Source organism: Burkholderia sp. NFPP32, from assembly GCF_900119325.1.
GTDB classification, from domain to species: Bacteria; Pseudomonadota; Gammaproteobacteria; order Burkholderiales; family Burkholderiaceae; genus Burkholderia; species Burkholderia pyrrocinia_C.
Genome location: NZ_FPJP01000006.1, coordinates 1 through 26108, shown reverse-complemented (window position 1 = coordinate 26108; position 26108 = coordinate 1). Strand labels below are relative to the sequence as shown.

Genomic DNA, 26108 nt, shown 5'->3' with positions numbered 1-26108 from the left:
GCAGCGCGGCCGGCGCGAAGCTGCGAGCGTGGTTGGATACGGTGCATTGTGGACGGTCGTGTCGCGCGCGGACCTTAATTCTTATTAAGCATGTCAACCCGGGCGGCAAGCGGACGTACAGTCGCAAGTGCGCCCGGCGCGAGGTCCGGGCGAGATCCGACACGACGGTCACCGGGAGGCGTTCATGACTCAGCCGCAGCATGTCAAGGTAATCGGTTTGCCGAACAGCAAGGAGGCCTACGCAATCCGCGACTTCCTGAAGCGCGGCGTGATCGAGTACGAATGGTGCGAGTTGACGTCCGACACCGATTGCGCGCGCGAGCTGGGCATCGCGCCGCTGCGCGATATCCGCTTGCCGGTCGTCATCTTTCCGGACGGCTCGCGCATCTACCAGCCGACGCTGCCGGAGATTGCCGCGAAGCTCGGCTGGGTCGCACGGCCGCGCTTCATCGAGTACGACGTATCGATTTACGGCGCCGGTCCCGCCGGCCTGTCGGCGGCCGTCTACGCGGCGTCGGAAGGGCTGCGCGCCGTCGTGATCGAACGCGATGCGATCGGCGGGCAGGCGGGAACGAGTTCGCTGATCGAGAATTACATGGGGTTCCCGGAGGGCATTCCGGGCGCCGAGCTGGCCGAGCGCGCGCGCCGGCAGGCGGTCAAGTTCGGCGTCGAGCTGCTGATGATGCGCGAGGGCGTGCACGCGACGTTCGTCGACGGCAAGATTCGCGTCGACCTGGCCGACGGCTCGATCCTGACCGCGCGCTCGAACATCTGCGCGACCGGGATCGAATACCGCAGTCTCGGCCTGCCCGACGAACGGAAGTTTCTCAACGCCGGCCTGTTCTACGGCGCGGGATCGAGCGAAGCGCCGATGTGCGAAGGCAAGCACGTGTTCATCGTCGGCGGCGGCAATTCGGCGGGCCAGGCCGCGATGAACTTCGCGCGGCACGCGCGCGAAGTCACGATGATCGTCAGGGGCGCGTCGCTGGCGGCGACGCTGTCGCGCTACCTGATCGACCGGATCGAGCGCACGCCGAACGTGACGGTACGGTACGGCACGACCGTCGATGCGCTGCACGGCGACGGCCGGCTCGAAGCGATCGTGCTGCGTTCGGAAGACGGCGCGCGCGACGTGCTGCCGGCCACGCACCTGTTCGTCTGCATCGGCGGTGCGCCGAACACCGATTGGGCCCGGGATACGAACATCATTCGCAATCCGGGCGGCTATCTGGTGACCGGCAGCGACCTGTACGACTGCCCGGCATTCGAGCGCGTGTGGCCGCTCGAGCGCCGGCCCTACTATCTGGAAACGAGCGTGCCCGGCTCGTTCGCGGCGGGCGACGTGCGGTCGGGTTCGGTCAAGCGGGTGGCGTCGGCGGTCGGCGAAGGGGCGATGGCCGTGACGTTCGTGCACCGGTTCCTCGGCGAAGACGCGCATCGGCCGAGCGGCACCCGAGCCTGAGCCGAGCCCGAGCCCGAGCCGCGCGCCGGTTCCGCCGCGCGCTCGACCCGTGCGTCAGCGTGCCGTCGAAATCGGCAGCCGGAACGTCAGCACGGTGCCGTTCCCGTCGCGCATGGCGGCTTCGAGCGTGCCGCCATGCGCTTCGACGATCGAGCGGCAGATCGCCAGGCCCATCCCCATGCCGTGCGATTTCGTCGTGAAGAACGGATCGAAGATCCGGTTCGCGATGTCGGCATCGATGCCGGCGCCGCGGTCGGCAACGGAGACGACCGCGTAATCGTCGCCGACCTGCGACGCGATCTCGAGTTCGCGCGCCGCGGCCAGTCCGTCCATCGCGTCGAGCGCGTTGGTGACCAGGTTCAGGATCACCTGCTGGAGCTGCGTGCGATCCGCCATCACGCGGATGTCGCTGCAATGCAGGTCGACGCGCAGCGCGACCTGCTTCGCGTCGATTTCGGTCGCGGTGAGATGCAGCATGTCGCGAATCAGGTCGTCGATCGCGAGCGGCGCCAGCGCGGGCGGTGCCTGGCGTGCGAGCGATCGCAACGCGCGGACGATGTCGGCCGCACGCACGCCGGACGCACGGATGTCTTCGAGGCTCGCGAGCGCTTCGCCGAGATCGGGTTGCGCGCCGCGCAGCCAGCGCATGCACGCGCCGACGCTCGACACGATGCTCGTCAGCGGCTGATTGATCTCATGCGCGATCGACGCGGCCAGTTCTCCCATCACCGTCATGTGCGCGGTGCGCGCGAGCTCGGTCCGTGCATGCCGCAGCGCGGCCTCGGTCTCGAGCCGGCGCGTGTTTTCGTCGATCAGTTCCGCGTAGAGCCGCGCGGATTCGAGCGCATTGGCCGCCTGCGGCGCGAGCACTTCCAGCATCGCGATGCGCCGCGGCGAAAACACGCCGTTGGACAATGCATTCTCGAGATACAGCACGCCGATCAGCGCCCCCTGCTTCAACAGCGGCAGGCAGAACAGCGAGCGCGTCGGGTGCGCGCGCAGGCTGTCGGCGTGGTCGGGAACGCCCTCGCGCTGCGCGTTCGCGAGCACGACCGGCTTGCGGGTCCGGGCGACGGTGTTCAGGATCGACAGCGGGACATCCTGCTCGGTGGGTTCGCTGCGGGCAATGTCGACGATCACGTCGCTGCCGACGGTCCGCGCGGCGGCCTCGATCGTCAGCCGGTCGTGCCGGGCGAGCAGCAGCAGGCCATAACGCGCGCCGGCATACACGATCATGTTGCGCATCAGCGTCTGGATCAGGCGCTCCAGCACGATTTCCTCTGACAGCGAATGGGCCGCTCGCATCGCGAGCGAGAAATCGAGATCTTCGCGCGCGGGCATGGCCGGGCCGCCCGGCGACGGGTCCATCACGAGGAACGGATGCTGTGCTTCCAGCGCCTGCGCCTTGCCGGCCGCACCCCAGCGCCGGTAGCACGCATGGGCGAGCCGCAACTGATGACGGGCGGGGCCGGCGAGCCCGAGCGACGTGGCGTGATGCGCGGCCAGTTCGTGCGCGAGCGCCTGTTCGTGCACGAAACCGTGTTCCGCCGCGAGGCTGGCCGAGGCCTCGTACTGCTGCATCGCGACGATATGTTCGCCGCGCACGCGTGCGAATTCGGCATCGATCAGCGCGAGCTTGTTGCGGAACGTGCCCGGGTTGCGTTCGCTCCACGCGGCGAAGCGGGCGCGTTGCGGCGCATGGCGTTCGAGCAGCCGCTCGGGCGGCGTGGCGCCGCGGTCGCTCGCGATGCCGGCCAGCACGCCGAACAGGTGGAAGTCGGACAGCATGATGTGCGCGGGAGTGGACCACGCGCTCGATGCGGCTGCGTCGAGCGACGCGCGCGCCGCGTCCGCGTCGCCGAAAATGAAGGCCGCCTGGCCGGCGAGCACGTCGGTCCAGAACTGCAGGACCGACATCGGCGTCTTCGTCGACGCACGGGCACGCCAGGTGCCGATCGGCCGGTGGTAGCCGAGCTGCAGCGCGTCGACGAATTCCGACTGGGTGGAAACGAGGTCGACGATGTCGTCGTAACGCGCACCGCGTGCGATCTGCAGCAGCGGATCGATCTCGTCGCGGATCGCCGGCAGCGCTTCGCCCATCGCGAGCAGATCGCTGACGATGTGGTTGCAGCTGTAGCACATCCAGCGCAGCTCGGCGCTCGCATTGCCCGCCGCTTTCGCATCGCGCGCGCGCTCGAGCGCGTACGACAGCGGCCGGGTCCAGACGCTCACCTGGTCGAGCGCGATCAGCGTCGCGGAGCGGTAGCGCTCGAAGCCGTGGCGATCGACCAGCGCGAGCGCGACCTTCGCGAATTCGAGGCCGTCCTCATACGCGTCGTGGTGCCCGGCAATGCTGACGCCGTACCACGCGAGCCCCTGCACCGACGCGGCGGTGACGCCGTGGCGCAGGGTCAGCCGGACCATCGTCGCGAAATGCAGCAGCATCAGCCCGCCGCTCGGATAGAACATCGCGGCTTCGAGTGCGGTCAGCAGCGCCATCGCGGCTTCGACGCGCGTGTCCGTCATCACGGGCAGGTCGACGAGTTCGCCGATGGCGCGGCCATCGAGCGCATCGCGCACGGCGTCGCACGCCGCTGCGAGATCGGCCTCGACCGGCTCGGCCGGCAGTACGACGCCGAGCAGCGCGAGCCCGGCCAGCGCGACGTCGACGGCCTGCCGGTAGCGCGACTCCACCGTGAGCTGCGCGGCCTTCAGCCGGTGGGCCTCGGCGCGATCGGCCGGCGTGCGCGTCCGCGCCATGAGCTCGTCGATCGCTTCGGATGCCTGTGCGGTTTCGCCGGTCGCGAGCAGCAGGCCGCTGCGCAGGATGCCGATCCGGCTCGCGAGACCGTAGTGTTGCGACCATGCGTGAGGACCGAGCAGCGATTGCGCGGTCGCGAGAAACGACAGCGCGCGATCGCGCGCGGCGACGATCGCCGCGGCCTCGGCAGCCGCGACCAGGGCATCCGCGAATGCGAGTGCCAGCGCGCCGTCGAGCGGTGCGGTTTTCGCCTGCTCGATCTGGGCGGCGAGTTCCAGCCGGGATTCGGTCGACTGCGCGTCCGCGCGCCCGAGCATCGCGGCGGCGATCCGGGCATGGCACAGCGCGCGCTCCGCCCGCCCGACGACCGCGTAGACGGCCTCGAGGATGCGGTCGTGAACGAAGCGCCAGCGGTTGCCGGAGAGCGACACGAGGCCCGCCTGGCGCGCGGGGTCCAGCCAGAAGCGGAGTTCGGCCCACGTCTTGCCGGCGGCGGCGCACAACAGCGCGTCGTCGGCGTCGGTGCCGATACAGGCCAGCAGCGACAGCAGCGTTCTCGATTCGTGCGGCAGCCGCTGCATCCGGATCGCGAGCAGGCTCACGACATTCTCGGTCGGGCGGCGCGCGTCGATGTCGGCCGCATCCCATTGCCACGTTTGTCGCACCGGGTCGTAGCCGAGGAGCCGCTCGTCGATCAGCGTGCGCAGCAACTGCTGGATGTGGAACGGATTGCCGCCCGTCCTGCGGTGAACGATGTCGCCGAGCCCGGACAGCCGGTCCGGTGCCTCGCCGAGCAGGCCGGCCAGCATGCGCGTGACGTCGGGTGCGTCGAGCGGCGCCAGCGTCAGGGCCGACAGGCGGGTGGGGTCGAGCTGGCGCAGGAAGCGGCGGAATGCCGGCGGGTGGTCGTGCTGCGGCCCGCTTCGATAACCGGCAACGACGCAGATATTGGCCGGCGGATCGACAGCGATCGACGCGAGAAACGCGAGCGTCGCGTCGTCGGCCCACTGGATGTCGTCCAGCGCCATGACGAGCGGTTCGGCCGGCGCCGCGAACGCACGGAACGCATTCACGACGATCTGGCATAGGTGAAATTCCGGAATCGCACCGGTATGGTCGAACGCGACGGGCTCGACATCGAGCAACCACGCGATCTCCGGGAAGATGCCTGACAGCAGGTTGGCCTGACGGCCCACGCAGTCGCGCAGCCGCGCGGCAATCGCCGCGATTTCGTCGTCGCGCCTGGCCAGCGCGCTGCCGAACAGCGCGCGCAGGGCCTGCAGCACGGGCGCGTAGGGCCGCGCGGGCTGGAACTGATCGATCTTCGCCGACGTGCACCAGGCCGTGCGCGACGCCGCCCGCGCATGGCGCATGAAGTCCTCGGCCAGCGCGGTCTTGCCGACGCCGGCCGGCCCGTCGATCAGCACGATGGCCGTCTCGCCGGTTTGCGATACGGCCGCCAGCACCGCCTCGAGCCGGCGGGATTCGGCTTCACGGCCGACCAGCAGGTCGGGCGCGTGCAACCCGGCGAGCGGATCGCTGCCGCCGAGCGCGAACGGCTCGACGCGGCCTGCCGCCAGCCAGTCGCGCCGGATACGTTCGAGATCGTGCTGCACCGCTTCGCAGGACGGGTAGCGATCGGCGGGCTCCTTGGCGATCAGTTTCAGGATCAGGTCGTTCAGGATCGCAGGCAGGTCGTCGCGAAAGGTCGTGGCCGGCGACGGCTGCATCGCGACGTGCGCGTGGATCCATTCGGACGTCGACGTGGCCTTGTAAGGCATCGCGCCCGTCAGCAGGCGGAACAGCGTGATGCCGAACGCGTACAGGTCGGAGCGCTCGTCGACGCATGAGCCTTCGGATACTTCGGGCGCCGCGTAGGCGGCGAAATCCGTGCGCATCGTACTCGCCGCGGCGCGTTCCGTCCGACGATTCCACGCATGGGCGAACGAGCGGAGCATGACCGTACCGTCCGGCGCGATGGCGAAACTGGCCGGTTGCAGATCGCCATGCAGCCAGCCGCGCCGATGAAGCTGCCCGAGCGTGCGCGCGGCCTGGATCGCGGCGTCGAGAAAGACGTCGAGCGGCAGCCGCCCGTCCGCCAGCGTGTCGAACGCACGCACGTCCGGGCGAGGATAGACGAGCACCGGGCCGTCCGCGGCGCGGATCAGCGCAACCGGCATGATCGCCCACGCAGGTTCCAGCGCTTCGTTCAATGCGTATTCGTGCTCGAATTGCCGGCAGCGCTGGTCGGATTCCCACCCGGTCTGGCACGCGGACCATACGCGCCTCGTCCCGGCGTCGGTGAGGTCGAACCACAGCACGTCGCCCGAACGGAGCGCATTCGACATGCGGGCGCGCGCCAGCCAGTCGGCATCCATTCGCTTCGTGTCGTCCGGGTCTCGCAAGGGTTGGTTCACGGTGGGGTCAGGCTGGGTGAGCAGGGCGAAACCGGCGCGTAAAACGGGGGCGGCCGGGCTGGGTTGCGCGCGTCTGGGCGGCGCCGTGCATTGTCCGCCAGCCTGAGGAAATTTGCAGTACCCCCGGCACACGCCGTTCCCGACGACCGGGCCGGCCGGTACCCGACTAAACCTATAGATAATGGTCGGCGCGCCTGTCGCGCCATACCATGGGTTCAGGCCTTCCGAAACGCATCGGTGCGACTGGGCGGCCGGAACAGAGGGCGTCGCCTCGCGAGGCGGCGCAAGGTGCGGAGCAGCATAAGCGAGTGCGGATCATGTACACGTTCGGGCGGGTGACGGTTTCCCTTGAGTGCCGCGAAGTCTGCGTCGACGGGCAGCCCCGGTATATCGGCGCCCGGGCATTCGAGATTCTCGAGCTGCTGGTGAAGGCGGCCGGCAGGCTCGTGTCGAAGGACGAGATCATGCAAGCCGTGTGGCCGAACACGATCGTGGTCGAGAACAACATCCAGGTGCACATCTCGACGCTGCGCAAGCTGTTCGGCGGCAAGCACGGGTGGATACGGACCGAATCGGGCCGCGGTTATCGGCTCGCTCCGCCGGTCGACCCGGACCACGCCGAGCGCCTGCCGGCCGGATTCGAGCCGGCAGGCGGCGTCCGTGCGGGCGCGGTGCCGCGCAAATGTCCGCTGATCGGCCGGGAGCAGGAAGCGGCCGAGTTGCACGTGCTGCTCGAGCGAGAGGCGCTCGTCACGCTGGTCGGCCCCGGCGGCGTCGGCAAGACGCATCTCGCGCTGGATGTCGCCACGGCCTGGTCGGCGGTGCGCGGCATCGAGATGGTCCGGATCGATCTCGCCGGCTGGCAGGGCGACGCGACGGTGGCGTCGGCGGTGCTGGACGCGCTCGACCTGCCGGGCAGCCCCGGCGCCGAACCCGCCGACGTCGTGCGTGCGATCGGCGAGCAGCGCGTCATGCTGGTGCTCGACAATGCCGAGCAGCACGTCGACGATCTGGCGGACCTCTGCGAAGCGATCGCGCAGGCGAATGCCGGCGCGACACTCGTCGTGACCAGCCGCGAACCCTTGCGTGTCGCGGGCGAACGCGTTTATCGCGTCGGCCCGCTGCCGGCGCCGCCGGCCGGCGCGAACGACGGCGAGATCGTCGCGTGCGGCGCCGTCCGCATGTTTCTGGCGCGGGCTCGCGCGATGGGCACCGACATGCCCGCGGACACGAAGACGCTGGACGCGATCGCGACCATCTGCCGCCGCCTGAGCGGCCTGCCGCTCGCGCTCGAGCTCGGCGCGGCCCGGGTCGCGTTGCTCGGGATCCAGGGGCTGGCAGCCGATCTCGACAAGTCCGTCCTGTCGTTGTCCGGCGGCCTGCGTACGGCCCATCCGCGCCAGCAGACCCTCAGGGCCACGATCGAATGGAGCTATCGGCTGCTCGACGATGCGGAGCGCACCGTGCTGTGCCGCATCGCGGTGTTTCCGGATGCGTTCCGGCTCGATGCGGCGTGCGCGCTGGCTGCCTGCGACGAACTGGGCGCCGCCCGGGTGCTCGACTGCCTGGCCAGTCTTGCATCGAAATCGCTGCTGGTCGTTCATTCGGTCGGGCTCTCGAAGCGCTATTCGCTGCTGGAGGTCGTGCGCGCGTATGCGCTCGAGAAGCTGGCGGAGTCGGGCGAGGCCGGCCGCGTCCATGCCCGGTGTGCGTCCTTCGTCGGCGAGGAACGCGCGGATACACTGCCGCCGACGCCGGCAGCGCCCGCGCAACCGCTGCTGGTGGCAGGACCGTGGGCATGACACACGGGTTGTGCGGGCGTCGCGCGCGGCGGTGACGCCTGTCGATGCGGCGCAAGCCGCGTCGCGATGTTCTGGATTGACAAAATTTTCAGGTTCTCATTTCATGGCCATTGTTTGCATCATCGATGACGATGCGTCGGTCCGTAAGAGTCTTGCCAGCTTGCTGAAATCGGCTGGCCATACCGCACTGCCATTCGCGTCGGGCGAGGAATTCCTCGCGGCCGGCCCGCTGGACGGCGCGGCTTGCGTGCTGGTCGATCTGAAGATGAAGGGTATGAGCGGTCTCGACGTTCAACGCCTGCTGGTTCAGCGCAAGGCGATGCTTCCGGTCATCTTGATGTCGGCGCACGGCGACGACGAGTCGGTGCGCCGCGCGCTCGCGCAAGGCGCGGTCGCGTTCCTGCGCAAGCCGTTTCCATCGGACGATATGCTCAACCTGATCGATCAGGTCGCATCCGGCGCGCCTCCCGCGTGAGCGGCGGCCCGTCGACCGGCCGCGCCGCGTGAGGCGTGGCGGTTCCGCTCGGCTTTTTCTTAGTTTATCATTCGATAATGAAGCGGATGCATACACAGGGAATGCAATGACGAGCACGCTGGACATGACGTCGGCCGGCAACCGGGGCGCGGGCGATTCCGCGCCGATCGTCTATGTGGTCGACGACGACGAAACGCTGCGGCGCGCGTTGAGCGCACTGTTGCGTTCGGCGGGGTTTCGCGTCGAGACGTTCGCGTCGTCGCGGGCGTTTCTCGCGTTCGAGCGGCCCGACGTGCCGAGCTGCCTGATCCTCGACGTGCGTCTTGTCGACGAGAGCGGGCTGGCCGTTCAGGAGGAAGCGGTACGTGCGGGCCTGAACGTGCCGATCCTGTTCATGACCGGTTACGGCGACGTGGCCACGACGGTCAAGGCGATGAAGGGCGGCGCGCTCGACTTCCTGACGAAGCCGTTCGACGACGAAGCGATGCTCGATGCCGTCGGCCATGCGCTGGCCCGCGACGGCGAGCGCCTCGAGCGCGAGCGCGCGCTGGACGCGGTGCGCCAGGCCTATGCGTCGTTGACGCCGCGCGAACGCGAAGTGATGAGCCAGGTGGTCGCGGGCCTGATGAACAAGCAGATCGCGGCGAATCTCGGCCTGCAGGAAATCACGGTGAAGGTGCATCGGGCCCAGGTGATGAAGAAGATGCAGGTTCGCACGCTGCCGGATCTCGTGCGGCAAGCCGAAGCGCTGGGCGTGCGCCCGGCCGGCGCACGCGACTGAGCGGGCGTGCCGGCGCGGTCGACGTAACGGCGCCGGCTTCGGCGGGCAGGGCCGCGATGACGCGGGCGACGGCGTTCATGCGGCCACTTCGCTGTCGGCATCCGCGGCGTGCGTGACGACGTGCGCGTCGCGCCGCGCTGCCGGTCGGGCGTCGGGGCTGCCGTCGAACGCGGCGACGAGATGTTCGGCGAGCGTTCTGATGCGCACGGGCAGGTTCCGGCGCGAGTGATAGAGCAGCGACGCGCCGAGATCGCCGACCTGCCAGTCGGGCAGCAGGCGAACGAGTTCGCCGTCGCGCTCGAGCGGCCGCGCGAGATGCTCCGGAAGCACGGCGAAGCCGGTGCCGCGCGTCGTCGCGAGAATCAGCGTATCGAGGCAGTTCGAGCGGATCGCGCCGGCCAGCCGTATCTCGGCGGTCGCGCCGGTACGCCGGTGCCGCAGCGGCCATGCCGAGCCGCCGCTACCCGGTTTGCTGCCGTGCGCATCCATGCGTTCGAGCGCCTGCGGCGTGTCCGCCGTGCCGCCTGCGGCCCGATACCGCGGGCTCGCGTATAGGCCCATCGGGATGCGCCCGAGGTCCCGCTCGACGCACGTCAGACTCGACGTTCGTTCGGTGACGATCGACAGATCCGTTGCGCCGCTCAGGGCCGCGCTCGGGTGATCGACCCAGTCGACGCGGATTCGCACGAGCGGATGCTGCCGATTGAACTCGGCCAGGACGGGCACCAGGCGATCTACGCCGAACAGGTTCGAGACCTCGATCGAGATATCGCCTTGCATCTCGCTTGCATTGGCGTGACAGCATACGGAAAAGTGCTCGTACTGCTGCAGCAACGCGAGCGCCTGCTCGAGCACGTCCTGACCCACGCGCGTCAGCGTCACTTTGCGCGTCGTGCGGTGAAACAGCAGCACGCCGAGCGACGTCTCGAGGCACCGGATCGCGCGGCTGATGCAGGGGACGCCGAGCCGGTGGGCCTCGGCGGCTTTCGTGAAGCTGCCTTGTTCGGCAACCGTCTTGAGTATCTCGAGTGTTTTCAGGCGATCCATGACAGGTCTCGCTTCCGTGGATTCGTATGTGACCAATCTATGCGGCACACCGGTACCGGGCAACACAAAAAACGTTAGGTAAGCTTAAGAGCGATATGAAAATACGTGAGACCGTTTGAACGGAAGTCGAGGGCGCGTTGATGTTTTTTTCAGAACCGGTCCGCGCGATTCGCGACGTCCGACGGTCTCGCCGCGGGCGGTGTCCACCCGCCGCCCAGCGCGCGCACGAGATTGACCGTCGCGATCGCGAGTGCCTGGCGGCTATGAATCAGCTGGCGCCGCGCATTCAGTGCGTCCCGGTCCGCGTCGATGACCTCGAGATAACTGACGTAGCCGTGCCCGTAACGGTTCAGCGACAATCGCGCCGCCGCTTCGGTGGCGCGCGCCGCGCTGTCGTAGCGAACGATCCGCTCTTTCTGCGCGGCGATGTCGTTGAGTGCGTCCTGAACCTCGCGCAGCGCGCTCAGCGCGGTCGCGCGATAGTTCGCGTCGGCGAGTTCCGCGCCTGCCTTCGCGGCGGCCACCGCGGCTTCGCGCTTGCCGCCGTCGAATACCGTTTCGGCCACGCTCGCGCCGAGGCCCCATAGCGAACTGTTGCGGTCGAGAAACGTGCCGAGGTCGCGGCTGGCGAACCCGCCCTGGGCGGTCAGCGTCAAGGTCGGAAGCCACGCGGTGCGGGCGACGCCGATTTCGAGCGATGCCGCGTCGACGCGGCGCGCCGCCGCATAGACGTCCGGCCGTTGCGCGAGCAGCGCGGACGGCAGGCCGGGCGGCACCTCCGGCACGCGCATGGCGGAGGCGGTCGGCGCGACCGAGAATGCGCTCGGCGAGACGCCGGTCAGCACGGCGAGCGCGTCGACGAGGTTTTCGCGCAGCCGCCGGCTGTCCGCGAGATCGGCGCGAGCCGTATCGAGATCGGCTGCCGCACGCAGCGCATCGAGATCGCTTGCCGCGCCGGCCCGCACGCGCGCGGCGATCACATCGAGTGCGGTGCGTCGCAGTTCGATCGCGCGGGCCAGCGTCGCGAGATCCTGCTCGACGAAATGGAGCGTCAGGTAATCGCTCGCGACGTCGGTCGCGACGCGCAGGCGAACGGCCGCGCGATCCGCGTCTGCCTGCAGCACGTTCTGCCGGCCGATCTCCGCATCGCCGCGCAGGCGCCCCCACAGATCGACTTCATAGCTGGCGTTGAACGGCACCGACCAGTTGTGCATCGTGCGTTTCGGCAACGCGTTGTCGACCGTGCCGGATACGCGCGAGCGGCTGAACGACGGATCGACGCCGACGGTCGGCGCCAGTGCGGCTTCGCGCACGCCGAGCAGCGCCTGCGCCTGGTCGACGCGCGCCGCGGCGGCGCGGATGTCGTGGTTGCCGGCGAGCGCGGCATCGACGAGCGCGACGAGCGGCGGAGCGCCGAACGATGCGGGCCATTCGACGAGCGACGGTGCGGGTTCGTCGGGCCCATCCGCATGGCGGAACCGGTCGGCTCCGACCGCGACGGGGGCGAGCGGCTGCGGCGCGATCGTGCACGCGCTCAGTAGGCCGGCGGCGAGCAGGGCGGCGATGCGGGTCATGGCTGCGTGCGGCCGCGTTGCAGCGAGACGACGACCGACAGGCCGGGCCGAATGCGCGGTTCGGCCGAGGCCGGGCCGTCCAGCAGGATCTTGACCGGCACCCGCTGCGTGACCTTCGTGAAGTTGCCGGTCGCGTTGTCGGGCGGCAACAGCGCAAATTGCCCGCCGGTCGCGGGCGACAGGCTGTCGACGTGCCCGCTGAAGGTCCGGTCCGGCAGCGCGTCGAAGCGCAACTGCACGACGTCGCCGGCGCGAACGTGCCGGAGCTGGGTTTCGCGGAAGTTCGCGACCACCCACGGGTGCGGTTCGACGAGCGTGAGCAGCGCCTGGCCGGGCGCGACATGCTCGCCGGTCTCGACGGTCTTCTTGCCGACGTAGCCGTCCGACGGCGCCACGACGGTCGTGTACTGGCGCTGGAGCTCCGCATCGCGCAACTCGGCGTCGTTCTGGTTCGACACGGCATCGGCGGCCTGCCGCGCGGCCTGCGCGCTGCGCCGCTGCGCGTCGGCCGCCTCGATGCGTGCGCGGGCGGACTTGCGCGCCGCGTTGGCGGCGTCGAATTCCTGCTGCGACAATCCGCGCGGGGTTTCGCGGGTCAGTTCGCGTGCCCGTGCGTAGTCGAGCTCGGCCTTTTCGGCGTCGGCATGCGCCGACACGAGCGTCGCTTCCGCTTGCTCGACCAGCGCCTTCGCGCGGCTCGCATCGGAGCGCGCCTGCGCGACGCGGGCCCGCTGCAGCGCGACGCGCACGTCGAAATCGCGCGGGTCGAGCCGCACGAGCGGGGCGCCCGCGTGCACGAACTGGTTGTCGTTCACCAGCACGCGCTCGACCGTGCCGGCCACGCGCGGCGAGATCACGTGCAGGTGGCCCGTCACGTACGCGTCGTCGGTGCCGCGATCATGCGCGTCGAATTCATAGACCAGCAGCGCGACGAGCAACAGCGCGCATCCGGCGATCGATACGATCGGCCATTTGCGCGAGCGCGCGGCGGAAGTGGGCGGCGTGTCCGGCGGGTTCGTGGTCACGATCGGGATACTCCATCGAAAAGACAGGGTTTGTCGCATCGCGCTATGCTTGCGCGAGCTTTTTGTGCGGGAGCCGCTCGACGATGAACACCACGTTCGCCCCCGGTGGCGCGACACCGGGGCCGGCCGCAGCGCCGGCCTCCGACATACCGACGTTTCGTTCGATCGCCGCGATCGCGGCCGTGCTGCTCGGCGCGATCATCGCAACCTTGACGTCGCGCATCACGTCGCTCGGGCTCGCCGACATACGCGGTGCGCTCGGCGTCGGGTTCGACGAGGGCGCATGGATCAACACCGCGTTCATCGCGTCGCAGATGTTCGTCGGGCCGCTCGCGATCGCGGCGGCCTTCGTGTTCGGCACGCGTCGCGTGCTGCTGGCGGGCGCCGCGGTATTTCTGGTCGTCGAAAGCGTGCTGCCGCTGTGCACGAACTTCGGCACGTTCATCGTGTTCCAGAGCCTGGCCGGTTTCGCGTCCGGCGTGTTCGTGCCGCTGACCGTCGGGTTCGTCGTCCGCACGCTGCCGCCGCGGCTGATTCCGTTCGGCATCGCCGCGTATGCGATGAACCTCGAGATGTCGCTCAACCTGTCGGCGACGCTCGAAGGGTGGTACAGCGAACACCTGAGCTGGCGCTGGCTGTTCTGGCAGAACGCATTGCTGACCGTGCCGTTCATCGTCTGCCTGATGCTGTCGCTGTCCACCGAGCCGATCAAGCGCATCGCGTCCGGTATCGATACGCGCGGCATGCTGCTCGGCGCCGGCGGGTTCGCGTGCCTGTGCATCGCGCTCGATCAGGGCGAGCGGCTGTTCTGGTTCCAGTCGCCGCTGATCGTCGCGCTGCTGTGCATCGGCATCGTGATGGTGGCCGCGTTCCTGATCCACGAACTGACGTCGCGACGGGCCGGGCTCGATCTCGGCTACCTCGCGCTGCCCAACGTCGCGTTGCTGATCCTGCTCGTCGGCCTCGTGCGCTTTACCGTGCTCAACACGAGCTTCATTCCGTCGGCGTTTCTCGCGAGCACCTACGGGCTTCGACCGCTGCAGATCGGCGATACGCTGCGCTGGATCGCGATGCCGCAGCTGCTGTTCGCGCCGTGCGTGGCGTGGCTGCTGCAACGCGTCGATCCGCGCCGGCTGATCGTGGCCGGCTTCGCGATGGTGGCGGTCGCGTTCGCGCTCGGCGCGCGCCTCACGCCCGTCTGGGCCGAACCCGATTTCATCCCGTCGCAGCTGCTGCAGGCGCTGGGGCAGACGATGGCACTCACGTCGGTCGTGTTCTTTTTCGGCAAGCACGCGACGGCCGAGCATGTACTGACGTTCGGCGCCGTCGTGCAGACGACGCGCCTGCTGAGCGGGCAGCTCGGCACGACGTCGATCGCGGTGATCCAGCGCATCATGGAGGCTACCCATTCGAATCTCGTCGGTCTGCATGTCACGCTGTCGGATCCGCAAACGCTGGAGCGCCTGCGGGCCGGCGCGGCGTTGCTCGTGTCGCACGGCGCGACCTTCGCGACCGGCGACCAGGCGGCTTATGCGCTGCTCGACCGGGCGGTTCGCATCCAGGCGACCACGCTCGCACTGGCCGACAATTTTCGTGTCGCGACGGCTTTCGCGGTCGCGGGGGTGTTGATCGGCTTGCTGCTCAGGCCGGCGCGTGCGTCGTGAGCGTGCGGCGCCGGATCGGCGGATATGCCGCATCGACGATCCTGGCGATCGCGCCCGCCGCAACGCAACGGCGGCGACCTGAAAAATCCTGAAACGTGCTGAAGGGCGCGCCGGCCTGAAGGCCGGGCGGCCGGGCGGCCGGGCGCGCCGTGCCGCGATGCTTACGCCTTCAGGAACGCGAGCAGTTCGGCATTGATCCGGTCGGCGTTGACGACGCACATCCCGTGCGCGCCGCCGGGGATCACCTTGAGTTGCGCGTGCTTCACGATCTTCGCGGACAGGCGGGCCGAATCGTCGATCGGCACGATCTGGTCGTCGTCGCCGTGCAGGATCAGCGTCGGGACGTCGATCTTCTTCAGGTCTTCGGTGTAGTCGACCTCGGAGAATTCCTTGACGCACAGATACTGGCCATAGACGCCGCCCATCATGCCCTGCGCCCAGAATGCGTCGATCGTGCCCTGCGACACCTTGGCGTCCGGACGGTTGAAGCCGAAGAACGGCACGGCGAGATCCTTGTAGAACTGCGAGCGGTTCTCGGCGACGTTCTTGCGGATCCCGTCGAATACGTCCATCGGCAGGCCGCCGGGATTGGACGCCGATTTCACCATCTGCGGCGGCACGGCGCCGATCAGCACGGCCTTCGACACGCGCTTCGTGCCGTGGCGCCCGATGTAGTGCGCGACTTCCCCGCCGCCGGTGGAATGGCCGACGAGCGTGGCTTCGCGCAGGTCGAGCGCATCCATCAGCGCCGCCAGATCGTCGGCATACGTGTCCATGTCGTTGCCGTGCGACGGCTGGCTCGAGCGGCCGTGACCGCGGCGATCGTGCGCGATCACGCGATAGCCGTGCTGCACGAGGAACAGCATCTGCGGGTCCCACGCGTCGGCGCACAGCGGCCAGCCGTGCGAGAAGACGACCGGGCGGCCGCTGCCCCAGTCCTTGAAGTAAATCTGCGTACCGTCTTTGGTGGTGATCGTGTTCATCGCATGAGCTCCTTGATGGGCGGAAGCGGCGTGTTTGGGGGCGGCAGCGGCGGCAGCAGCCGGCAGCGCGGCGGCTGCAACGGCGGTCGCGCCGGCAAGCAGCATGTCTCGGCGACGCGCCGAGGGAACGGCGTCGATATCTGCTGGACGCATTGGGACTCCTTGAACGTGCGGTGGAACGATGCCGCGTTGGATGGATGGTGCGGACCTGCCCGCATGCGGCAATCGCGCCGGCAGCCGGCGTGGGTTCGCGGTCGCGGGCCGGCAGGCGCGCAAGTGTTAGCGAACGAACGCCGACAGGAGCCTATCGCGGGGTCATGCAGCCTGTACTGAAATCGCGCTGAATTTTCATGAAGGCGGTCGCGGCGCAAGCCGCGCGAACGCACCGGCCAGAAAAATTAAGCCCGGAATCAAGACTCTTCAGCGGCGGCTCGCTATTGTCAGCATCAGGTCATCCCGTCGCGGGTCTTGCCGGTTCGTGCCGGCGGATGACGACCGCAATGCGGGCGGGTGCGATACATCCGCGCCCTTTGCCACTTGCCTGGGTACGCCGCCATGGACGAATTCAATCGCTGGGAACACGTGATGACGCTGCTCGACCCGTCGCCGGCTGCGAGCCGCTGTGCGCCGTCGCATCTTCGCGACCCGGAACCCGTACGCCGTCGCCATCGCGACGATGCGCCGCCCGCGTCGAGCGGCGGCGTGCGCCGCCGTTGCGCGATCGTCGCCGCCGAGCGGCAGACCGATTCGTCGGTGTTGATATCGTGGAGCGATCCGACCCGCTGCCGCTACGACGAGCAGCGCTGGATCAGCGCAAAATCCCGCGCCCTCGGCCGCTGCGCGCTGACCGGCATCACGATTCATACCGGCGATGCAATCTACAAGCCGCAGTGGCGCGGAGCGAAGCGCCCCGCGAACTACCGGGAGGTGATCCTCGCGTCCGAACTGGATCGGTTCATCGTCAGGCTGTCCCGTTCGTGACCCGGAACGGTGCGCCCCATCCGTCGGCCATCGCCGGCGGCCGCTGCTTTTTCACCGCTGAGGAATCTTCATGAGCACGTTCACGACACGCGACGGCGTTTCGATCCACTACAAGGACTGGGGCGCAGGGCGCCCGGTCGTATTCATTCACGGCTGGCCGTTGAATGCGGACATGTGGGACGTCCAGATGCATCATCTCGCATCGAACGGCTTTCGCTGCATCGCCTACGACCGGCGCGGCTTCGGCCGATCCGGCCAGCCGTGGACGGGATACGACTACGACACGCTGGCGGACGATCTCGCGACGCTGATCGAGACGCTCGGGCTGCGCGACGTGACGCTCGTCGGCTTTTCGATGGGCGGCGGCGAAGTGGCACGCTACATCGGCCGGCACGGCACGCGACACATCGCGAAGGCCGTGCTGGTCGGGTCGGTGACGCCGCTGGTCGCGCGGCGCGACGACCATCCGGACGGTGTCGACGTGGCCGTGTTCGACGGTATTCGCGCGGGCATCGTGGCCGACCGCGCGGCCTTCTTCGAGAACTTCTGGCCGCTGTTCACCGGTTCGAACCGGGCCGCTTCGACGATCTCGCGCGCCGCGCTCGACTGGACGTCGTTCATGGCGCTGCAGGGCGGATTGAAGGGGACGCTCGATTGCGTCGGCGCGTTTTCCGAAACCGATTTCAGGGCGGATCTCGACAAGTTCGACGTGCCGACGCTCGTGATTCACGGCGACGACGACCAGACGGTGCCGCTCGCGCTCACGGGCGCCGCCGCCGCGAAGCGCGTGCCGCACGCGACGCTGAGCGTCTACGAGGGCGGACCGCATGCGCTGTATCTGACGCACGCGCAACGATTGAACGACGAACTGCTGGCGTTCGCCCGCGCATGACCCGGCGGGGATGACGCGGCGGAGTGGGCCCGGCCGACCGGACAGCTCACTCCGTCCATTTCGACCCGAGCACCAGGCCGCAGAAATTCGTCCGACGATAGTCCGGGTCGCAACGCTCGAGCACGTCGGCGCCGACGTTGCCGAACGCAGCGGCAGGGCGATGCGCGGTGCCCGCGGCGAGCACTTCGAGGAACAGCTCCTTGAAACACGGGCCGCGCGGCCACGCGTTCACGATCTCGTCGCGTTCGGATCGGCTCACTTCGTCGAAATGACGCGCAAAGAGATCCGTCTCGACACCTGCGCCGAGCAACGCCGTCAACGGCGTCATGTACGGGTGAATGCCGAAGGTCGTGTGCAGCGCAATCGCACGCCAGACCTCTTCCGCATCGCCGGCGGCGACGCCGTATCCGCAGAGGAATGCGTGGGCGGCATTCGCGCCGTCGATTTCGAAGCGCCGGCGCGAATCCCGGTAGCGCTCCGTCAGCCCGAAGTCATGGAACAGCGCGGCGACGTACAGCAGCTCGGCGTCGAATGCGATGCCGCGACGCAGCCCGATGATCGACGCAAACGCGAACACGCGCATCGCGTGCCGGAACAGGAGTTCCGGTTCGCCGGCGCGCACGGTCGCGGCGGCCTCCCGTGCGATCGGGCCGTCGGGAATCCGGATGCCGGCGATACGGTTGCCCATGGTCGTGTTCCTCGCGGCGTGACGGCGGTCGCTCGACGCTGGCGCCATCGAACCATCGTCGCGCGCCGCGCCGCTGAATGTCCTGAGCGGCGCCTGAATCGTTCTGAACGGAAAATCCGACCGGCGCTCGCGCCCGGAATCGATTTCACCGCGCTTTGCACGTCGCTTTTACCTGGTTTTTTCGCAAGTCATTCGAACTGCGATTTCAATTAACGAGATCACGAAATCGATTCCGGCCAATCGGCCGTTTTATCCGATAAATGAGTTCACGAATGAACGAATGTTTCGCACATTAAAAGTGCGGGATGTCATGGTGCGCCGTGCCGGACGGCGTGCATGTCCGGGAGGCGTCGCGGCGATCGCGGCTCTCGTCGATTCAAAAAATTTGCTCCTTCCGTTCTGATAATTTGAATCACCTCATTAGACAAATGCCGTAGCATGGCACCCAACCGGTGTCATTTCTGACAGGGCATCAATGAATGAAGTCGATTAAGAATTTCCATGATCAGGATTGGAACACTTCACGTTTTTCTCGACAGACGTGAAATTCGCTCGAACGGCAAACTGCTGCGCATCGGCAGCCGCGCATTCGAAATTCTCGAACTCCTGATTCGGGCGAATGGCGCATTGGTATCGAAAGACGAAATCATGCAGCGTGTGTGGCCGCACACGATCGTGGAGGAAAACAACCTGCAGGTGCATATCGCCGCGTTGCGCAAGGCGCTGGCCGGCGACCGGAACCTGATCGTCACGGTGCCGGGGCGCGGCTATCGGCTGGTCGGCGCCCAGGCCGAAGGCGCGGCGGCCGTGCGTCCCGCGGCGTCGCGGCTGACCGCCGCGCCGACCGCGCTCGTCGGCCGCGAGCAGACCGTCGCCGACGTCCTCGCGGCGCTCGACACCGCGCGCGTCGTGACGCTGGTCGGGGCGGGCGGCATCGGCAAGACGCGGGTCGCGCTCGAAGCGGCCATGCGGGCCGAGGCGAGTTTTCCGGAGGGTGCCGCGTTCGTGTCGCTGGCCACGGTTGCGTGTCCGCAATTCGTGCCCGCCGCGCTGGCGGGTGCGTTCGGCATCGTGCAGCCGGCCGGATCGCTGACGCTCGAAGCCGTGCTGGCCAGCGTGGCGAACCGCCGGATGCTGCTGGTGCTCGACAATTGCGAACATCTGCTCGATGCCGCCGCGCAGATCGCGACTGCATTGACCGAGTCCGACGCCGGATTGTGCGTCCTCGCGACCAGCCGCGAGGCGCTGCGTATCCAGGGCGAGCGGCTGTGTCCGATTCCGCCGCTCGATGTGCCCTGCGAAGGCGCCGACGATGCCGAGATCCTGCGCGCAAGCGCGGTGCAACTGTTCTCGGCGCGCGCGCGCGCCGCCGACCCTCGCTTTCCGCTCCATGGACGCAGCGTGTCGCTGATGGCGTCGGTATGCCGGCGTCTCGACGGTCTCCCGCTCGCCATCGAACTGGCTGCGGCCCGAGCGGCCGTGCTCGGCATCGATGTGCTGGCCGCGCATCTCGACGATCACTTCAGGTTGCTGACCGGCGGTTTTCGTACGGCATTGCCGCGTCATCAGACGCTGCAGGCGATGTACGACTGGAGCTACCGCCTGCTCGGGGACGCGGAGCGCCTGCTGTTGCGGTGGCTCGGCGTGTTCCGCGACAGCTTCTCGATCGACGCGGTGCAGGAGATCGTCGGCACGAAGGGGCTGGTCGATGCGGACCTGCTCGACACGATCGCCGGCCTCGTCTCGAAGTCGCTCCTGAGCCTCGAGAGCGCGCACGGCGCGCCGCGCTACCGGCTGCTGACCACGACGCGCGCGTATGCGCTGCAGCAGCTCGCGAACAACGGCGAATGCGCGGCCGCGGCACTCGCGCATGCGAACTACTTCCATAGGTTGTTCAGGCTTGCACCCGGTGGCGACGACGCGCCGCGGGCCGAATCGCGGCTCGACGTGATCCGGCGCGAACTCGGCAATCTGCGCGCGGCGCTCGACTGGGCGTTTTCGCCGAACGGCGATGCGGAGGTCGGCATCGCAATGGCGGCTGTCGCGGTCCCGTGCCTGTTCGACCTGTCGCTGGTGGACGAATGTCGCGAACGGGCGCGCGCGGCGCTCGATGCAATGCGGAATATGGACGAGACGCGGGCGCGCGAGGATGCGCGCGTGCGCCTGCTGGCCGCCTATGCCGCCGCGCTCGCCCATACGTCGGGGCCGACGCGGGTCGTGCACGACGCATGGTCCGAACTGCACGCGCTCGGGGTCGACGCGGACGAGGCCGGGTTGCCGGCGCGCGAACCGTAACGGCGCGCGCCGCTGCCGAATTCAGAACGTTTCAGCCTGAACTCAGGACTTGGCCGGCCGGTGCGTCTACATTGCATGCATGGAGACCGTCGGCGATTGGCGCGCGGGCAGCAGACCGGCTCGCACCGCCGCTTGTCGATATCCCGATGCCACCGAATGCCGGCGTGGGGCGGCGATCGGCACATGTCGTGCCGCGGCGACTTCGCGCGTCATCGAACGACTACCGCATGAAACCTGTCCAGTCCGACCTTTCACGCCACGATTCGCCGCGGGCGGCCGCTCGCCGGATCGGGTAGCGCGAGCCATGCGATCGCGCGGGTTTCCCGCCAGTCGCGCAGCGCGCACGCGGCCCGTTCCGGCATGCTGAACCTGTCCGTCACGGTCGCCTACGGCGCACCGATCGTCGTTGCCGATCTCGTTGCATGGCGGTTGCTCGGGCCTGGCCGTTCGACGACGAAAGCGGTCTGGCGCTGCGCGTCGTTCGCCGCGCTGACCTATGTGCTGTTCGCCACCGGCGTGAGCCCGCTCGCGGTGCCACCGTCGCCCGACCGGTTCGACCGGTTGGCCATCCAGGCGATCGGTGTCGCATGGTGGCTGCAATGCGCGCTGGTGTTCAGCCTGATGCTCGATCATTTGCTGCTGCCGCGCGCATGGCGCAACCAGCGGCTGTTTCACGACATCGCCGCGGGCGCCGTGTTCGGTGCGGCCGCGGTGGCCGCGCTGGGCTACGTACTGGGCCTGCCGCTGAGCGGCCTGGTCGCGACCTCGGGCGCCGTGGCCGTGATCCTCGGCCTGGCCGTCCAGAACACGCTGAACGACGTGTTCTCGGGCCTTGTGCTGAATACCACCCAGCCGTTTCGCCTGGGCGATACGGTGGCCATCGGCGAACTGGAAGGGCGGATAGTCGAAAGCAACTGGCGCGCGACCAAGCTGATCAACAGCCTCGGCAACCTGGTCGTCGTGCCGAACAGCACGGCGGCGAAGGCGACGATCGTCAACCTGAGCGAACCCGCGAGCGTGCACGGCGTGACACTGACGATCGAGATCGATCCGGCGGTTAGGCCGGCCGTCGTCGTCGATGCGCTCGACCGCGCTGCCGCCAGTTCGCTGGACGTGCTGGCCAGTCCCGCACCGATCTCGGTCGTCAAGGCCTTCAAGACCAATTCCGTCGAATACGAACTCGTCTGTTACGTCGACGCGCTGCAAAAAAAGGTGGCGGTGCGTAACCGGCTCTACGATCTGGCCCACCGGCATCTCGCCGCCGCGGACATCGCGCTGCGCCCGCTCGGCGGGATGGCCGAGGCGCACCGGCCGGCTTCGAGCGGTCAACGGCTGCTGCGCGCGGTCGAACTCTTCAGGCAACTCGGCGACGAGGATCTGGCGGTGCTGGCCAATGCGCTGGCGTCGCGCGTATTTCACAAGGGGGAGGTGATCTACGCATCGAATTCCGATACGCGCCTGCTGACGATCGTCGGGTCCGGTGTCGCGTCGGTGTTCGTGCCGGGCGCGACGGGCGACATCGAGGTCAGGCGGATGGTGCCCGGCGACGCGATCGGCCAGTCCGTCGTGCTGGCCGGCACGCAACTTCATGCGAGCGTCTACGCGGTGACGGCCGTGACGGCCTATCAGTTGAGCAGCCGCGACCTGTCGCCGCTGCTCGCGAGGAAACCCGAACTCGGACGGCTGATGTGCGAATCCCTTAACGAACACATCGCGACCGAGGAAAAGATGATGATCCCGCCGGCCGCGAAGGCGCATGCGTCGTTCAATCTGATCGAGTGGCTCGAGAAGGAGATGAAGCGCCTTCACGATTCGTTCGGCTGACGCGGCGGGAGATCGCGGGAAAAGGCCGATCGAGCGGTGCGGCCGGCGTGCGGCGGAATCAGGCGAGCGCGGTGAACCGGTCGACGAGATCGGGGCGGTCGAGCTGCTCGACCCACCAGTGCAGCGCGCGTCCGGCCTCGTCGCCGCGCCACGCGATATAGCAATGTGTCGTGTCGCGCATGCCGGTCACCTGGCGCGCGACGAGCTTGCCCTGCGAGATCGCGCGTGCCGCGACGCAATCCGGCAGCGTGCCCACCGCGAGTCCTTCGCACTGCGCGGCCAGTTTTGCGGCGAGCGTGGGGACCGCGAGATACGGCTGCCCGGCATCGACGTTGACCGAGCGCGGCTGCAACTCGCGCGAGGTATCGCTGATGACGGCGCCGCGATACTCGACCACCGACGCCATCGACAGCGGTTCGGGCAACGCCGCGAGCGGATGGGTGGGGGCGACGGCGAACACGTGCCTGAGCGTGCCGATCGGCCGCGCGACGATGTTCGGCAGCTCCGGCGGCTCGCCCACCGCGCCGACGACGAGATCCGCGCGGCGCGAAATCAGCGCATCCCAGGTGCCGCCGAGCACTTCGGTGGACAGGCGCAGCCGCGTGTTCATCTCGAGCCCGTAGAACGTATGCACGTACGGCCACAACGCGTCGAACGGCAGGATCTCGTCGATACAGATGCGAACCTCGGTTTCCCAGCCTTGCTGTGCACGCAGTGCCTTGAGTTCGATCTGTTGGGCGGCATGCAGCAGCCGGCGGCCCTCTTCGACGACCACGCGGCCCGCGTGCGTGAGCTTCGCACGGCGCCCGCTGCGGTCGAACAGCGCGACGTCGAGGTCGCTTTCGAGTTTTTGTACGAGATAGGTCAGCGCAGACGGTACACGGTGCAGGAGCTCCGCGGCTTCGGCGAACGTGCCGGTGCGATCGATCGCGTCCAGTGCTTCGAGCGCTTCGAATGACAGCTTCATGATGGAATCCACGCGGGCGTCGGGCTGTCATGTTATCGCCAAGCGCCGCGGAGACCAATACGATTCAGAACAATTAATCCGGTTGCCGGAGCCGGGGGCGCTATCCTTTTTCGGGCAGGATTGCCTCGCGCGAATTCAGCGTCCGATCGGTATTGGCGATGTGCGCCATTTCCGCAGCGTCAGCGCACGGGGGAGCCGTGCCGAATGGGCCCGGGTTTCGCGGCTGCTTCGCGTTCCGGCTTGCCTGCGTGTGGTCGGCGTCGGGAGATTGGCCGGCACGCCGGTCGGCCTCCCCGAATCCGGTCAGTCAACGTGGGTCACGACGGCGTCGATTAACGTTTCTTCGCGGCGGCATCGGATGCCTGGGCGCCGGGCAGGGAGCCGAACATGTGCTGGCTGCACTTCGCTTCGTTCCACGCGGTTCTCAGATGAATTCCAGCGAGCATTCTCCGTGCGATCGGCAGGATCTGTTCGCCGGCAAGAATGCCCAGCAGGCCGGCCAGCGCGATCGTGGGCGGAGCGGGCGATTGCACGCCGATCAGGAAGTAGACGACGCCGGCGAGAATCCCGGCAAGCAGCGATGAAATATACGGCTTCATGATTCGGATGTAAGTGAATGACAACCGTGTGAAAAATACGGATAACTACTGATCCGCGGGCGATCCCGAATTCATTCGATAGCGTAGCAGGTCTTTTTTGATGTGATCATTCAATTCGATGGTTTTAAGATCTTTTAAGGCCTGTTTTTAGGGATTTTATTAATCGATTTGATTAAGTGGCGTTACCATGAAATCGCGTGTTGAATGGCACCGGCTGGCAGGAAAACCTGCCGGCACAGCGCATTGGGCGCCTCCCGGCTTGCCGGCGAGACAGGCAATTTTTTCTCCGCGTCAAAGGACATGACCACCATGAGCAATCCGAAGCTTGAAGTACTCACCCCCCATAACAGCCAGCTGATCTTCATCGACCAGCAGCCGCAGATGGCGTTCGGCGTGCAGTCGATCGATCGTCAGGTGCTGAAGAACAACGTCGTCGGGCTCGCGAAGGCCGCGAAGGTATTCAACATCCCGACCACGATCACGACGGTTGAAAGCGACAGCTTCTCGGGTCACACCTATCCCGAGCTGCTCGACGTGTTCCCGAACCAGAAGACGCTCGAACGCACGTCGATGAACTCGTGGGATGACCAGAAGGTGCGCGACGCGCTGGCCGCGAACGGCCGCAAGAAGGTGGTCGTGTCGGGCCTGTGGACGGAGGTCTGCAATACGACGTTCGCGCTGTGCGCGATGCTCGAAGGTGACTACGAAATCTACATGGTCGCCGACGCATCGGGCGGCACGTCGAAGGACGCGCACGACTTCGCGATGCAGCGGATGGTGCAGGCCGGCGTGGTGCCCGTGACTTGGCAGCAGGTCCTGCTCGAGTGGCAGCGTGACTGGGCACACCGCGAGACTTACGACGCCGTGATGGCGATCGCGAAGGAGCACTCGGGCGCGTACGGGATGGGTGTCGATTACGCGTACACGATGGTCCACAAGGCCGCGCAGCGTACCGCGACGCCGCACGAGTCGATCCCGCCCGTGCCGGCGAAGTGACCGAAGGCAGTCGCGACTGTCGATGCTGATGCGGCGTGTTCCCCGCGAACACGCGGCATCGGCAATATGAAATCGCGGGCGGCGTACGTGGTCGATTCACGGATGCCGCCCGCAGCGTGTTTGCCAGGACGTTACGACCTGCATTCCAACCTGTCCGAGAAATTGATCGTATGGAACCTTATCTGGTTTCCCTTGGTGCGGGCTTGCTGATCGGTGTCATTTACAGCGCAATCAAGGTCCGTTCTCCGGCGCCGCCGCTGATCGCGCTTGTCGGGTTGCTCGGCATGTTGATCGGCGTGCAGGCCATCCCCACCCTCAAACAGCTCTTTGGCTTCTGATCGAAACGAGGTGACGTATATGACCGCAACCGAGTCCCAACCGGATCTGATCCTTCACAACGGAAGGTTCACGACCCTCGACCGCGCCAACCCCACCGCGACGGCGGTGGCGATAGCCGCCGGCCGCTTCGTTGCGGTCGGCAATGAAGCGGACGTCATGCGGCTCGCCGGGCGCGCGACGAAGGTCGTCGACCTCGACGGCCGCACCGTGCTGCCGGGCCTGATCGACAACCACTGCCACGTGATTCGCGGCGGCCTGAACTACAACATGGAACTGCGCTGGGACGGTGTGCCGTCGCTCGCGGTCGCGATGGACATGCTCAGGCGGCAGGTCGCGATCACGCCCGCGCCGCAATGGGTGCGCGTGGTCGGCGGCTTCACCGAGCACCAGTTCGCCGAGAAGCGCCTGCCGACGATCGAGGAGCTCAACGCCGCCGCGCCCGATACGCCGGTGTTCATCCTGCACCTGTACGACCGCGCGCTGCTGAACGCGGCCGCGCTGCGCGTGGTCGGCTACACGAAGGACACGCCCGAGCC

At 67.7% G+C, this 26108-nt stretch carries 20 protein-coding genes; 12 read left to right on the top strand and 8 right to left on the bottom strand.

Going from position 1 to position 26108, the window contains the following annotated elements:
- Positions 1-184 precede the first annotated feature (184 nt).
- Positions 185-1462 (top strand): NAD(P)/FAD-dependent oxidoreductase, encoded by a 1278-nt coding sequence (locus BT264_RS13985; protein WP_072437957.1) that lies wholly within the window; start codon positions 185-187, stop codon positions 1460-1462.
- A gap of 54 nt (positions 1463-1516) precedes the next feature.
- Here the strand turns inward: BT264_RS13985 and BT264_RS13980 are convergent, their stop codons facing one another.
- Positions 1517-6640, bottom strand: coding sequence for a trifunctional serine/threonine-protein kinase/ATP-binding protein/sensor histidine kinase (locus BT264_RS13980; RefSeq protein WP_218173342.1), 5124 nt, complete (start codon positions 6638-6640; stop codon positions 1517-1519).
- Positions 6641-6957: 317 nt separating this feature from the next.
- Between BT264_RS13980 and BT264_RS13975 the strand changes: the two genes are divergently transcribed.
- From BT264_RS13975 to BT264_RS13965, 3 genes are all read left to right on the top strand, one after another.
- Complete coding sequence (locus BT264_RS13975) at positions 6958-8442, top strand: ATP-binding protein (protein ID WP_072437959.1); 1485 nt, start codon at positions 6958-6960, stop codon at positions 8440-8442.
- A gap of 31 nt (positions 8443-8473) precedes the next feature.
- Positions 8474-8917: a response regulator transcription factor gene (locus BT264_RS13970; protein WP_256260627.1), complete on the top strand. Its 444-nt coding sequence runs from the start codon at positions 8474-8476 to the stop codon at positions 8915-8917.
- A gap of 106 nt (positions 8918-9023) precedes the next feature.
- Positions 9024-9698, top strand: a complete 675-nt coding sequence (locus BT264_RS13965; protein ID WP_072437961.1) for a response regulator transcription factor — start codon at positions 9024-9026, stop codon at positions 9696-9698.
- A 75-nt stretch (positions 9699-9773) separates the two neighbouring features.
- Here the strand turns inward: BT264_RS13965 and BT264_RS13960 are convergent, their stop codons facing one another.
- The 3 genes from BT264_RS13960 to BT264_RS13950 form a co-directional block, all read right to left on the bottom strand.
- Positions 9774-10811 carry a LysR family transcriptional regulator gene (locus BT264_RS13960; protein WP_218173341.1) on the bottom strand — a complete coding sequence of 346 codons (1038 nt, stop codon included), beginning with the start codon at positions 10809-10811 and terminating at the stop codon, positions 9774-9776.
- Positions 10812-10894: 83 nt separating this feature from the next.
- The gene (locus tag BT264_RS13955; protein ID WP_072437963.1) at positions 10895-12319 is read right to left on the bottom strand and encodes an efflux transporter outer membrane subunit; all 1425 of its coding nucleotides are present in this window, start codon (positions 12317-12319) and stop codon (positions 10895-10897) included.
- The gene (locus tag BT264_RS13950) at positions 12316-13383 is read right to left on the bottom strand and encodes an HlyD family secretion protein (protein WP_083534006.1); all 1068 of its coding nucleotides are present in this window, start codon (positions 13381-13383) and stop codon (positions 12316-12318) included. Before BT264_RS13950 ends, BT264_RS13955 begins: the two co-directional genes overlap by 4 nt.
- 44 nt (positions 13384-13427) lie before the next feature.
- Between BT264_RS13950 and BT264_RS13945 the strand changes: the two genes are divergently transcribed.
- Positions 13428-15008 (top strand): MFS transporter, encoded by a 1581-nt coding sequence (locus BT264_RS13945; protein ID WP_072437965.1) that lies wholly within the window; start codon positions 13428-13430, stop codon positions 15006-15008.
- Between the two features lie 161 nt (positions 15009-15169).
- Here BT264_RS13945 and BT264_RS13940 read toward each other — a convergent pair whose 3' ends face one another.
- Positions 15170-15991, bottom strand: a complete 822-nt coding sequence (locus BT264_RS13940) for an alpha/beta fold hydrolase (RefSeq protein ID WP_034184366.1) — start codon at positions 15989-15991, stop codon at positions 15170-15172.
- Between the two features lie 555 nt (positions 15992-16546).
- Here BT264_RS13940 and BT264_RS13935 point away from each other — a divergent pair.
- Entirely contained in the window at positions 16547-16972 is a 426-nt protein-coding gene (locus BT264_RS13935) for a DUF3331 domain-containing protein (RefSeq protein WP_072437967.1), read from the top strand.
- Between the two features lie 70 nt (positions 16973-17042).
- Complete coding sequence (locus BT264_RS13930; protein ID WP_072437968.1) at positions 17043-17864, top strand: alpha/beta fold hydrolase; 822 nt, start codon at positions 17043-17045, stop codon at positions 17862-17864.
- 46 nt (positions 17865-17910) lie between these two features.
- Here the strand turns inward: BT264_RS13930 and BT264_RS13925 are convergent, their stop codons facing one another.
- Positions 17911-18552 (bottom strand): HD domain-containing protein, encoded by a 642-nt coding sequence (locus tag BT264_RS13925; protein ID WP_072437969.1) that lies wholly within the window; start codon positions 18550-18552, stop codon positions 17911-17913.
- Between the two features lie 501 nt (positions 18553-19053).
- Here BT264_RS13925 and BT264_RS13920 point away from each other — a divergent pair.
- Both BT264_RS13920 and BT264_RS13915 read left to right on the top strand, forming a co-directional pair.
- Positions 19054-20847, top strand: a complete 1794-nt coding sequence (locus BT264_RS13920) for an ATP-binding protein (RefSeq protein ID WP_072437970.1) — start codon at positions 19054-19056, stop codon at positions 20845-20847.
- Positions 20848-21207: 360 nt separating this feature from the next.
- Complete coding sequence (locus BT264_RS13915; RefSeq protein WP_072437971.1) at positions 21208-22671, top strand: mechanosensitive ion channel family protein; 1464 nt, start codon at positions 21208-21210, stop codon at positions 22669-22671.
- A gap of 58 nt (positions 22672-22729) precedes the next feature.
- Here BT264_RS13915 and BT264_RS13910 read toward each other — a convergent pair whose 3' ends face one another.
- Both BT264_RS13910 and BT264_RS13905 read right to left on the bottom strand, forming a co-directional pair.
- Positions 22730-23638: a LysR family transcriptional regulator gene (locus tag BT264_RS13910; RefSeq protein ID WP_072437972.1), complete on the bottom strand. Its 909-nt coding sequence runs from the start codon at positions 23636-23638 to the stop codon at positions 22730-22732.
- Positions 23639-23970: 332 nt separating this feature from the next.
- On the bottom strand, positions 23971-24237 hold the full coding sequence (locus BT264_RS13905; RefSeq protein WP_072437973.1) for a XapX domain-containing protein: 267 nt from the start codon (positions 24235-24237) through the stop codon (positions 23971-23973).
- A gap of 309 nt (positions 24238-24546) precedes the next feature.
- Between BT264_RS13905 and BT264_RS13900 the strand changes: the two genes are divergently transcribed.
- The 3 genes from BT264_RS13900 to BT264_RS13890 form a co-directional block, all read left to right on the top strand.
- Positions 24547-25233, top strand: a complete 687-nt coding sequence (locus BT264_RS13900) for a hydrolase (RefSeq protein WP_072437974.1) — start codon at positions 24547-24549, stop codon at positions 25231-25233.
- Between the two features lie 170 nt (positions 25234-25403).
- Complete coding sequence (locus BT264_RS13895) at positions 25404-25571, top strand: DUF1427 family protein (protein ID WP_034184358.1); 168 nt, start codon at positions 25404-25406, stop codon at positions 25569-25571.
- Positions 25572-25590: 19 nt separating this feature from the next.
- On the top strand, positions 25591-26108 hold a 518-nt coding region (locus BT264_RS13890), incomplete at its 3' end, for an amidohydrolase family protein (RefSeq protein ID WP_143156741.1).

Coding starts and splice junctions, on each gene's coding strand:
- BT264_RS13930 (WP_072437968.1), top strand. CDS start 17,043: ATGAGCACGTTCACGACACGCGACGGCGTTTCGATCCACTACAAGGAC.
- BT264_RS13965 (WP_072437961.1), top strand. CDS start 9,024: ATGACGAGCACGCTGGACATGACGTCGGCCGGCAACCGGGGCGCGGGC.
- BT264_RS13925 (WP_072437969.1), bottom strand. CDS start 18,552: ATGGGCAACCGTATCGCCGGCATCCGGATTCCCGACGGCCCGATCGCA.
- BT264_RS13910 (WP_072437972.1), bottom strand. CDS start 23,638: ATGAAGCTGTCATTCGAAGCGCTCGAAGCACTGGACGCGATCGATCGC.
- BT264_RS13895 (WP_034184358.1), top strand. CDS start 25,404: ATGGAACCTTATCTGGTTTCCCTTGGTGCGGGCTTGCTGATCGGTGTC.
- BT264_RS13950 (WP_083534006.1), bottom strand. CDS start 13,383: ATGCGACAAACCCTGTCTTTTCGATGGAGTATCCCGATCGTGACCACG.
- BT264_RS13900 (WP_072437974.1), top strand. CDS start 24,547: ATGAGCAATCCGAAGCTTGAAGTACTCACCCCCCATAACAGCCAGCTG.
- BT264_RS13905 (WP_072437973.1), bottom strand. CDS start 24,237: ATGAAGCCGTATATTTCATCGCTGCTTGCCGGGATTCTCGCCGGCGTC.
- BT264_RS13975 (WP_072437959.1), top strand. CDS start 6,958: ATGTACACGTTCGGGCGGGTGACGGTTTCCCTTGAGTGCCGCGAAGTC.
- BT264_RS13955 (WP_072437963.1), bottom strand. CDS start 12,319: ATGACCCGCATCGCCGCCCTGCTCGCCGCCGGCCTACTGAGCGCGTGC.
- BT264_RS13935 (WP_072437967.1), top strand. CDS start 16,547: ATGGACGAATTCAATCGCTGGGAACACGTGATGACGCTGCTCGACCCG.
- BT264_RS13915 (WP_072437971.1), top strand. CDS start 21,208: ATGCTGAACCTGTCCGTCACGGTCGCCTACGGCGCACCGATCGTCGTT.
- BT264_RS13945 (WP_072437965.1), top strand. CDS start 13,428: ATGAACACCACGTTCGCCCCCGGTGGCGCGACACCGGGGCCGGCCGCA.
- BT264_RS13920 (WP_072437970.1), top strand. CDS start 19,054: ATGATCAGGATTGGAACACTTCACGTTTTTCTCGACAGACGTGAAATT.
- BT264_RS13940 (WP_034184366.1), bottom strand. CDS start 15,991: ATGAACACGATCACCACCAAAGACGGTACGCAGATTTACTTCAAGGAC.
- BT264_RS13985 (WP_072437957.1), top strand. CDS start 185: ATGACTCAGCCGCAGCATGTCAAGGTAATCGGTTTGCCGAACAGCAAG.